Annotated in this window: 6 protein-coding genes; 3 read left to right on the plus strand and 3 right to left on the minus strand. The window is 34.2% G+C overall.

The window, feature by feature from the left end:
• Positions 1-368 (minus strand): transglycosylase domain-containing protein (locus ABXH34_RS10530; protein ID WP_353571841.1); only part of this gene is annotated, 368 nt, incomplete at its 3' end.
• 165 nt (positions 369-533) lie between these two features.
• Between ABXH34_RS10530 and ABXH34_RS10535 the strand changes: the two genes are divergently transcribed.
• A complete protein-coding gene (locus ABXH34_RS10535; protein WP_353571842.1) occupies positions 534-1058 on the plus strand; it encodes a gamma carbonic anhydrase family protein in 525 nt (174 codons plus the stop codon).
• A 336-nt stretch (positions 1059-1394) separates the two neighbouring features.
• A complete protein-coding gene (locus ABXH34_RS10540) occupies positions 1395-3572 on the plus strand; it encodes a PAS domain S-box protein (RefSeq protein ID WP_353571843.1) in 2178 nt (725 codons plus the stop codon).
• Between the two features lie 16 nt (positions 3573-3588).
• Here the strand turns inward: ABXH34_RS10540 and ABXH34_RS10545 are convergent, their stop codons facing one another.
• Complete coding sequence (locus tag ABXH34_RS10545) at positions 3589-7821, minus strand: hypothetical protein (protein WP_353571844.1); 4233 nt, start codon at positions 7819-7821, stop codon at positions 3589-3591.
• Here ABXH34_RS10545 and ABXH34_RS10550 point away from each other — a divergent pair.
• Positions 7793-10123, plus strand: coding sequence for a CHAT domain-containing protein (locus tag ABXH34_RS10550; protein WP_353571845.1), 2331 nt, complete (start codon positions 7793-7795; stop codon positions 10121-10123). The two genes, ABXH34_RS10545 and ABXH34_RS10550, sit on opposite strands and share 29 nt — an antisense overlap.
• 427 nt (positions 10124-10550) lie before the next feature.
• On the opposite strand, the gene ABXH34_RS10555 is transcribed toward ABXH34_RS10550, so the two are convergent.
• Complete coding sequence (locus ABXH34_RS10555; RefSeq protein WP_353571846.1) at positions 10551-10772, minus strand: hypothetical protein; 222 nt, start codon at positions 10770-10772, stop codon at positions 10551-10553.
• Positions 10773-11400 lie beyond the last annotated feature (628 nt).

An 11400-nucleotide genomic window follows, 5' to 3' on the forward strand; every position in this document is an offset into this window, starting at 1 on the left:
TGTCGAATCTCACCACGGGTTTTAACCAAGTGTACGGCAGCACGGATTAAACTTTTAAAATTAACGCCACTATGCTCAAAGAAATGATTATCTTCAGTTGCCAACATCGCATTAATCATCAACGGTGGAATTTTGTGTATTTCAATAGGAATACGACGTTGCGTACCAAATTCAGCCATATATTTTCCATCATGACTATATACGCGCAATGGAATTTGAAAATCAATCGCTTTAATATGTTCAGTAGAAGGAAGTTGAGGCAAAAAATAGCCTACAATAACTGCTGCACCTGTGGCTGCAAATAAGCCTAACAGTAAGGTCATGAGCAATGTCATGCGCAGCATGGTATAAAAATAATATCTAATCATAAGAGAGTTCAACTGATTGTTTAGTCATATTTTATCTGTTCAAGTTTGATGACACAATGAAGACTTAACCCATAAGTATAACAACCCACAATAAATAGTCCATAGCAGAAATTTTCTATATAATCTACTTAAACTCTTTAATCAGCCACTTAAATTGAAAAGCTTATGATTCGTCAATTCGAAAACTTAACCCCTAATATTGCAGATACTGCTTATGTTGATCCGCAAGCCGTTGTCATCGGTGATGTGAGCATGGGGGAATATACCTCCATTTTTCCAATGGCCGTCGCACGCGGTGATATTCACCATATTGAAATTGGCGCGAGAACCAATGTACAAGATGGTTCAGTTTTACATGTCACTCATGATAGTGCTTATTGTCCTGGAGGATTGCCATTGATTATTGGCGAAGATGTTACTGTAGGTCATCAAGTCACACTTCATGCTTGTACTATCAACCATCATTGCTTAATCGGTATGGGTTCTGTGGTTTTGGATGGTGCGGTTTTAGAACCTTATACTTTATTGGGTGCAGGAAGTCTCGTTTCACCACATAAAACTTTAGAAGGTGGTTTTTTATGGAGAGGCAGTCCAGCAAAGAAAATTCGTCCACTAACAGAAAAAGAAATGCAGTATTTTGAGTACTCAGCACAAAACTACGTAAAATTGGCTCAACGTTATTTGAGTTAGCTAAAAACTATGAACCCGTCATAAAAATCTATGATTGAGACAGAATTATAAGGTTTTTGCTAATATTGCACTTATATTGTAAAGAAAAGCATTTATACTAATGTACATTAGGACGCGGGTAAGCTGGCCAATTAATTTCAACAAATCGCTTTAGTTGAATGTAGCATCAAAGCTTGGTTTATTTTTCATAAAAAATAAGCTTACATCAATATAGTATGTGTCTTATTGCAAAACCAATTGATATATTAAGCCTTTTTGTTAACCCCAATGAGCTGGTGAGTAGTTATGCCTCTTCCAAGATTAGACATAGAAGACACAATCAGGGGAGACAATTCATTGACAAGGAACTTAGATGATGTTCAGGCCATGCAACAGAAAATTGTGGAGCTTGAAGAACAAGTTAGTCAATTAGCAGTAGAAAAGAATGATTTAGAAATCTCCCTTGAAATGATTACAGCTCATGCAGATACTGTTGAAGCTGAATTATTAGATGCTCGGAATAATTTAGAAGACCAAGTTATACATCGTACTCAACAACTTGCTGAAAAAAATATATTGCTTGAAACTGAGATGCAAGAACGTACTCGCATTCAAATTTTGCAGCGCAATAATCTTATCTTCCTGCAAGCTTTACTCAATAGTATTCCTAACCCCATTTTCTATAAAGACTTAAATGGTCGCTACTTAGGCTGTAACCATGCCTATGAACAATATTTGGGTGTGGAAAAAGAACAGTTAATTGAGCATACTCCAAGTGAATTTTTGCCTACTAATATCGCACAGCAAGAAATGGAAATTGATGCAGAAATATTCCGTCACTTGAAAGCCAAAGTTTATGAGGTCTCTCTACCCTTTGCTGATGGCAATATTCATCAGGTTATTTGCCATAAAACTGTATTTCATAATGCTGATGATAGTCTCGCAGGCATGGTGGGCATTATGGTGGATATTAGTGAACGCAAACATGCAGAGGCTCAGTTAAAAGTCAGTGAAAAACGCTTTAGACAACTATTTGAGCATGCACCGATCGGGATTATATTGGTAGACAGTCAAGGTCATTTTGTACAAACCAATACCATGTTTCAAAATATTTGTGGTTATTCTGCTCAAGAAATTAAACAGTTAACCTATCAAAATATTAGCTGTGAAAAAGAATATGAACATACTAAGCAACAACTATTTGAGTTACAAACAGGGGTATTGCAATCTATTAGCGATGAAAAGCGTTTAGTCCATAAAAAAGGGCATTCCATTTGGTGTAATATTGCAGCAGTGCCAGTTCAAGATGAGCAAGGGAATTTTCAGTATGTCATTGCCAGTATCGAAGATATTACCGCCCGTCGTCAAGCTGAAGAAGCATTGCGTAAGAGTGAAGAGCGTTTTGAGTTAGCAATGAAAGGGGCAAATGATGGCTTGTGGGATTGGTTGATTGATGAAGGCCAATTATTTTTAACCACCCGCTGGAAAGAAATGCTGGGTTATAAAAATGATCAGTTAGAGAACACGATTAAACAATGGTATGCCTTGATACATCCTCATGATAAAGATGAAATGTTGGCTAATATTCAAGCCTATTTAGGCAAATCACAGCCCTCGTATGAGCATACTTACCGAATGCAGCATAAGAATGGTAGTTATCTGTGGATTTTAGATCGCGGGATTGCGGTTTGGGACGAGAAAACAGGTCAACCATATCGCATGGTCGGCACACACATGGATTTAACTGAACAGAAAGAGGCTGAAAAAGCCTTAATTGAGGCCAAAAACACGGCTGAAGTTGCAAATCGTTCTAAAACCCGTTTTATGGCCAATATGAGTCATGAGTTACGCACCCCATTGAATGCAATTATTGGCTATAGTGAAATGTTGCAAGAGGATTTAGAAGAAGAAGGCTTGGATAGTTTATTGCCAGATTTGGGCTATATTCAAAAAGCAGGCGAGAATTTACTAGGCATCATTGGAGATATTTTAGACATTTCTAGAATTGAGTCTGGTTATATGCAAGTGACTTACGAACATTTTGAACTTGCGCCTGTGGTTACTCATATTTTAGACGCGATACACATTGTCATTTCCGAAAAAGGTAATTTCCTGCACACTCAAATCCAATCTAGTCTAGGTAAGATGCATTCTTGCAAAATTGGCTTAAAACAATGTTTAATAAATTTGTTGACTAATGCTGATAAATTTACTGAGCACGGCAATATTTGGTTTAGTGTATCTAAAATTTTAATTAACTCTGATGCTTGGATTCAGTTTGAGATTCGAGACACAGGGATTGGGATTAAAGCGGAACAAATCGACGATTTATTTAAACCATTTACCCAAGAAGATGATTCCAGTACGCGCAAATATGGCGGCACAGGCTTAGGCCTCAGCATTACCCAGTTTTATTCAAATAAGATGGGCGGCACTATTAATGTGGAAAGCGAAGTAGGTCATGGTTCTACTTTTATACTCCGCATTCCTGTCGTTGTACCTGAATATTTAGAAGATGAAAATTTATCTATTTAAGCATGATTTCGGCTCACTAAAACAGTTTTTTAGCAAATACCCAGGTAATAGGGATGTCTGATATTTTCCAATTAAGCTGAATACCGATGCTGGCTAAAAGTTGCAAATGACACTGGTTGCCCAATTCATCTTTTTGATAAATATCAAGTTGGTTTAGCTTATTCATGTCAATTTTGAATTGTTTACCAAATATTTCATGACAGGCATTCCAATTTTGTTGCCAATGGTTTTGTAATATATTAGCAAGTTGAGTTGAAGCTTGTTTACTCCAAAATGATTGGTTTAATTCTTCTACGTATTGTGGAGATTTTTGGTCTTTCCCAGCATACGGATACGGATAAATGGAAATACTTTTAGATAATTGTTGTTTTCTCTGATTCCATAATGTTTTTAACAATTCAGTATCAGATTTACTCATTTTCCACACTGAACCTATATCAAAAAAGAATCCCATTGAAAAATATAAAGCCTTTGGATGGCTAAGAAATTGTAGATTAAAGCGACTTGATACACCATTATTACCTGCATATTTGTGTTCAGAATAACCTCGTATCGCATTATTATTTTTAAGCGCAAAATGATTTAAAAAGTTGTTGTGCTGATTAGCTAATTGAAGGTTTAATTTCCAGTGTGCATTCGCATTCCATTTTTTATCCCGTTGATAATGTAATATTTTAGCCTGCTTAGAAGCTTTGATGGCCACTTCAAAACGGGAATCAATTTGCTCAGAATATGAATCCTCCTCATAAGCCTTCAACCAATGTTGCCCAATAGCATAGCTGTACTGCTGCTTGCATCCTCCCAACATACTAGGAAACATGTTAAACAATTTTTGTTTGACTTTAGTTTTCAAGCCTTGCTTTTTAACTTGAATGCTTAAGCTCATTGCCTCTTTACTACGAATGCCCCAGGCCGTATTTTTCTGTTTTTCATAAATAGGCTGATTTAAACTAAGTTTATGTTGGTTGTTTTGTGATTTAACATCTAAATCATGTTCTTCATATTTTTCCTGAGCAATAAATGATTCTAAACGAGTATTTTTTCGATTCAACAACAAGTCCCGATACCATTTTTTTACGTTATTTACCAATATGTTATAGCTATAATCTCCCCGACAAAGCTGATTATAGTGCTCAACCATGCTTTGTTTTTGAGATGATTTAAATTGACCTTCTGTTAAATGGATATAAAGTATTTTTTCTGATGCTTTTTGTCCCGTTTGTAGGCGTGCGTCAAATTTTCCAATAATGCCCTGATTGAGTAATTTTTGTAGGACTTGATGTAATTTTTGAGTTCTGAATATTGAGCCTGTAGACAGATGAGATTTAATAAAATTAGGATAGAATGGCAATTGTTCCTCATCCTCTTTTTTAAGAAATTGAATCTCTGCAAGTTGTTCTTCTGTAATATGAAATTCAACTATACCATCGTTAATATTTTGGTTTGGTATTCGTACCGTATTATGGGTACTGTAAATCTGACCTTTGTCATATCCTTCAAATGCACTATTGTAATATTCATCATAAAGAGCTTGAATTTCATCTTGAATAGCAAGCAATTCTTGACGTGATAATTTCTTAGGCAAATTTTGTTTTTTGATGATTTTAGTAATTTCTTGAAGAAAATGGGTTTTTCCTATAGTTATAATTTTTTTAACCTCAAATGGAGCTTCTATAGGTTGAAGGTATAGATTATTTTTAGGGGTGTTTTGTTGTTGCTTGTTTGCTGTGGATTTTTGCTTTGGAAAAGGAATTGGCGTGTTAATAATAAAAGGATGTGATATAAGAAATTCTTGTTCAAGAATCAGTAGTTTATTTTGTTCTTGTTTTGAACATGGTCTAAATGATGTGGATTTATGGCTTTCAAAGGCTAGAGGTTGTGTAATAATTTTTTGTGCAAAGCCTACATCTAATTGTTCAATTCTTTCTGTACCATCAATACCTAGTTTAGACGAGGCATCAATTTTACTATTGTCAGATTTTATTAACACATTGGTTTTTATGAAAATATCCCCACCCTTTCCTTTATAAGCATTGGCTATAATATTACTTTCATTGCTTAATATAATGGCCTTGATTGCTTGGTTATCTTCAGCAGGTTTAATATAAATATTTCCCCCAGAATATTGCTCGTGGCTTTTTGAAGTGCTTGCGGTAATTTGGCTATTATCAGATAGTTCAAGTTGTTGTTTCAGCTTTATCTGTATATTGCCACCACCAGTTATATCTGAAGCAGCATTAATACGACTCTTATTCTGTACTTTAATATCATCAAAAATTAAATCAATATTGCCTGCTTTTTTTCTATTACTGCTTTTGACCGTAATTCGGCTGTCATTATCTATAGAGAGATATTTTCCTGTAATATTAATATTACCACTTATGCCTGTTTCTTCAATTTGGCTAGATTGCAACTCTGCATTGCAAGATTTTACTGAAAGTTTTTTATTGGCACTGCAATAACTACTGGCAATAATCGCAGAACCTTGTTTAATCAAAAGTTGATTTTGTACATTCAAATTAATATTGCCCCCATCCCCATCATGTATGGTGGCACTAATAATTCGGCTTGGACAAACTTCGCCTTTTAATACAATATTATCTGCATTAATTGAAATATCACCACCTTTAGCTTGATTACGCGAGGAAATATCAATATATGCCCCTTCGGATAACGTTAAGTTTTTGATATGAATACAAATATTACTGGCTTTTTTAGCATTATGTTTCACGAAACCTAAAATACTGGCTTGTGGCTTTGACGAATTTGTATTTTCCAGCGTTGTATTATTTATCTTTGAGCTGCGACATTTTTTGTGAATCCATGCTAAATTCTTATCTGTATTGAAAATATCCATATTTGTAGCATTGATAAACAAATTTCCTCCTTGACCATATCCTCTATTTTGTAACCTAACCACAGAATCTTGTAATTTTAAAAAGTGTGTTTTAAGCTGTAATCGACCAAGATTGCCTTTAGCCCCTTCTATTGCAAACATATTTATTTGGGAATAGTCTTCTAATTCGATACTGCTTTCTGTATGAATATTGACTGAGCCTCCGTCACCACTAGAACCACTATCAATAATGGCTTGTATAGCTGCCCGATTTTTCATAATAAGCTGTTTAGCCTCAAGATTAATATTTCCACCTTTACCTCGAGCATAAACATTGGTTGCAATCGTGCTAAACATTTGATCGAAATAAAAATTAGTGTTATCTTTTATTTTTTCTTTATACTTATATTTTTCAAAAGTATAGGAATCTAAAATAATCTGATTTCCCGCTTTAATACGAATATTGCCGCCTTTTCCTGTGGAATCATCCATCGCATCGGTTGTAATACGGCCAGCCTTTTTAAGTTCAAGATTATTATTAACTTCAATATCAATACCTTTCCCATCTAAAGAACACTTGGTATCAGAAAATATCCAGCCATTATCTAGTATGAGATTATGAGCACGTAAAAAAGCAAAGCCGCCTCCCTCCCCTGTCAAATCAATATCCGCATTCTTACCTGCTGCACTTGGGAAGTCACAAGGATTCTCTTTAATCTTTAATTTATCATGCAGGCGATAGACTTTTCTCTTTATTTCAATATCTGCTAATTTATCAAAAAAAGCCTTATAGTCTGTATTTTCTATAATATTTACATAGCCTTTACTTTGAGCTGCAATCATATAAATATTGCCATCAGGTAAAATAAAAGAACTATCTAAAGACTGAATTTCACCGCCCAACAATGAAAGGCTCTTATTAGCTTCAAATTTCAGAATACTCTCTTTTATTTCAATAGGTTTAGGGACTTCATTGAATTTAAATTGATGAGTTTGAATTGAAAAATCATCAGCCGTAGAAAAATATAAATTATGTGGAATATCAAATTGTGGCTTAAATTTGTCGAGAATAATGCCATTAGAATTTAATAGATAAATATCTGCATTGCCAATATTCCATTTTTCTAACTTATCCCATTCACCGTGAAGAAGACTAGGGTGTTGTCCTGTAACTTTAATTATTATTTTAGTCAGCGATTGCTTGTTAGAAATGTTGGAAAAGGGATTTGAAGAAAGATTAAACTGGCTAAGCTCGCATAGAAAAATACCTTTTTTGAGTAACTCATCATTATTTACATTCGTTTTACAGCTTTCAGAGCTTGCAATAATAGGTTCATTTAATTTAGCATAACCTGTAGCAGGTAATAGAAAAAAGGTTAGTAAAATGAAATTAATCAGTTTTGCGTGCATCATGATTGCCCTCGCTGCATTCTCTTCTATAATTCAAGCACAAAATAGTTGTTCACCGCCAATTGAAATTACTCAAAATCAAGCTGTTGAATCTGAAGAAGCTCTTGAACAGTATTATAGAGATAGAGAACGCGGTTTGCTATACGGGCACGAAGAATCATTAAAAAAGGCGGTTCAATATTTTCGTGAAAAATTCAATAAGGAAAAAGAATTTCAATCACTTAACGCACTTGCAGATTATTATATTTTTACTAAACAAGTGAGGGATTCAAGAATAGCTCTTCTGAAAAGCAGAACATTAGCAGAGGAAGAAAATAATCCAGAATGGCAAGCAATAGTCTTAATGTTATGGGCTAATTTAGAATTAAGTGTAGAAACATCTGATCGATTATCTAATCCAATAGATATTTATCAGCAAGCACTAACAAGAAGCAAACAGGTAAACAACGTATTACTCGAAGCCCAAATAGAAAATAATATACTACAAGCTAAATTTATAACGAATGCAAACAATAATTTAAAAACATCAAAGCCAGATTTTGAATCTGTATGGAACACTATACAGCGATTACAAGATAGTAAAACGGATACAGCAAAACAAGCGGTTAAATTTGGTTTTTTGGCAATCAATCACCGTGACTCAGAGATACAATTTTTAGGAGAGAAGGCTTTAAAATTTGCTAAAGATGTGCTCAAAGATAAGCCTGAAGATGAGTCTTATGCCTATGCCCATGGATATTTAGGTGTGCTGTATTTAAAACAACACAAACTTAATAAAGCTAAAACATTGTTAAACGAGGCCATATTCTTTACTCGTCAACAAAATAAATCAATCACTTTACTTTACTATTGGTATTGGCAATTAGCTAAACTCCATATTGAACAAGGAGATACTGAGCAAGCCAAACATTTTTACAATATCGCGATTAAATATTTAAAACCTGTTAGACGCGCTATGTTTAATATCTTTCCAAGTTATCAGTTAAAGATGCTACCTAAAGATGATGATTTATTTAAGGAATATGCTGATTTACTACTAAAGCAAGCAGAAAAACAGACAGATAGAGAAGAACAACAAAAGCTGTTACTTGCTGCACTGAATGCAATAGAGCAATTAAAATCTACTAAACTGCAAAATTATTTTGAAGATGAATGCGTTGCTGATTTAAGTAATGAGATAAATGCCAAAACACTGCCAACAATATTATCTACAGATAGCATTGCATTTTATCCCATTATCTTTGAAGACCGCATCGTTTTACTATTAGCTGGTATTAGCAAGCAAGATGGTAAATCAATTTATTTAAGCCAAACTATTGTTTCAAAGCAGCAAATACAAGATGAATTAGGAAAGCTCGCAAAAAGACCTGGTTTTGACATAAGAAGTGTTGATATGCTTTTAGAGAAGTTTGGTAAAATGCTTAAAGAAAAGCCAAACTCGACTCATGGTCAAATTTGGTTTTTTAGTAAATATTTACCTGTCAGTAAAGCTCTATATCAACTATTAATTGAGCCTATTTTTAATAAAATTAGTGGTATTTCCATACTGGTTATTGTGCCGAATGAAAAGCTTTCTACTATCCCATTTGCGGCCTTATATGGAAGGGGAGAAGGAGAATTAATAAGAACTCATGCAATTGTGTCTGCCATTAACCTTGGGCTAATTGAACCCAGCAAACTATTAATAAACAACAAATTTTTATTTGGTGGCCTGTCGGAGAAGCAAGGGAATTATATGCCATTAGGGTATGTTAAACTATTACATAATGCATTAAAAAACAAACAGTTCTACGGAATGGGTAAACGCAGCTTCCTAAATCAAAACTTTATTCAAGATAATCTTAGAAATACTTTGTCTGCTCAAAAATATGGCATTATTCACATTGCAACTCATGCTGAATTTGGTTCTACATTATCCAGCCGTTTCTTAGTTGCATATCAAGATAATATCTTGATGGATAAATTTGAAGCAATGATGAGAAATAAAATAGATAAGAAACCAATAAACTTACTAGTATTAAGTGCGTGTAATACTGCAACTAGTGATGAGAATGCCATGTTGGGTCTTGCGGGTGTTGCAATTAAAGCCAGAGCCAGTAGTGTATTGGGCAGCTTGTGGGAGGTTCAAGCTAAAGAGACCGCAGAGTTAATGGAGAATTTTTATGATAATTTACTAGATAATAAAACTATAAATTCTAAAGCAGTTGCATGGCAACAAACACAAGTCAAATATTTGAACAATAATACAGGGCTTCAAAAAAATCCATATTATTGGGCTGGGTTTATTTTGATTGGTAGCTGGTAAATTAATCTACAGGCTGAAATCATGCCATTCTAGTTCTAATTATGTTAGGTGCATGGTTTCTCACTTAGAATAAGTCTAAGGGTTTTCTTACATATCCTATAGAACCCATTTGACATCTATAAATAATCATTTAAAAACCATTTTTAATACTATTAATGAATTCTGCGTAATTTAAAGTACATCTAAAATTCAATATCTTATAAAATATCGCTTTTTTGTGATTTAGCATGCTTTAAACTCAAAATTAGTATTGCAAAAAATAGCGAAAGATTTCAAATGGGGTCCTATAGACCCCATTTGAAATTTTGACCTAAAAGTTAGGAGTTAGCGATCCTTTTGAGAAGAAGTCGAATAAAGCAAAGCTTGAGTTTTTGATTAGCATGAAAGAGATTATGCTCAAAGTTCTTCACAAGAGATTTGCAGCGTTTCAATCGACAACCCAATGCTCTTTAACAGGAACAAAACCAGCTTTCCCTTGAGCGGCTTTTTCCTTTTTAGAGGGTTTAGGAGAAAGCTCAAACTGGATTTTGGTCATGATTTCTGGATAGACAGCTTCTAGCTTTTTAGTAATCGAGTCAGGGTGATAGCCATTATCTAATAAAATGGTGACTTTGGGTAAGTCTAAAGGGTTTCTCCTTAAAGTAATCAATATTGAGAGTCAGCATTTCAACCAAACCTGCATTATCTGAAATATTCGCTTTAGTACAGTGCGTAAAAAATGGAAAACCTAGACTATCCACTGCAAGATGCCGTTTAATACCCTTGGTTGATTTGTAAAAGCAATAACCTTTTGTTTCTATGCCCACATTGCATGTATTTTTCACCGCTTGTAAATCTATCATTATCAAGCTTGTCCATTTTAGGTTTTTTTTACCTTTGGCAAATTCTCTGACAATATTGGTTCTATTAACAAACACTCTTTATCTGTTAAGCTACTTGTATACGACATCTTCTCTTTCTCTCTAAATTTTCTTCTCAGTTTACCATCTGTTTACCATCTTAATAATAAATTTCAAATGGGCTCTATACTGAACTACGTCTAAAAATGAACTTTAGCTTGTGACGACGCACCCTCATTCACAAAAAATATCAAGACGCAAGTACGTGGAACGAGAAAAAAAGCTCGAATTGTAACAGCATGAAGTATAAAAATTAACCTTTGCATAGCTTAATTCTAAATGTTTAAAGCTGTAAGAACTCAGAACAAAAACACATCAAGATAGCAATTGACTATAGTTGGTGAGTAAAGTCAGGACTAGGAAGTTAATTTAATTGAA

Origin of the sequence: Candidatus Albibeggiatoa sp. nov. BB20 (genome assembly GCA_016744725.1) — a bacterium.
In the GTDB taxonomy this organism is placed as follows: Bacteria; Pseudomonadota; Gammaproteobacteria; order Beggiatoales; family Beggiatoaceae; genus Albibeggiatoa.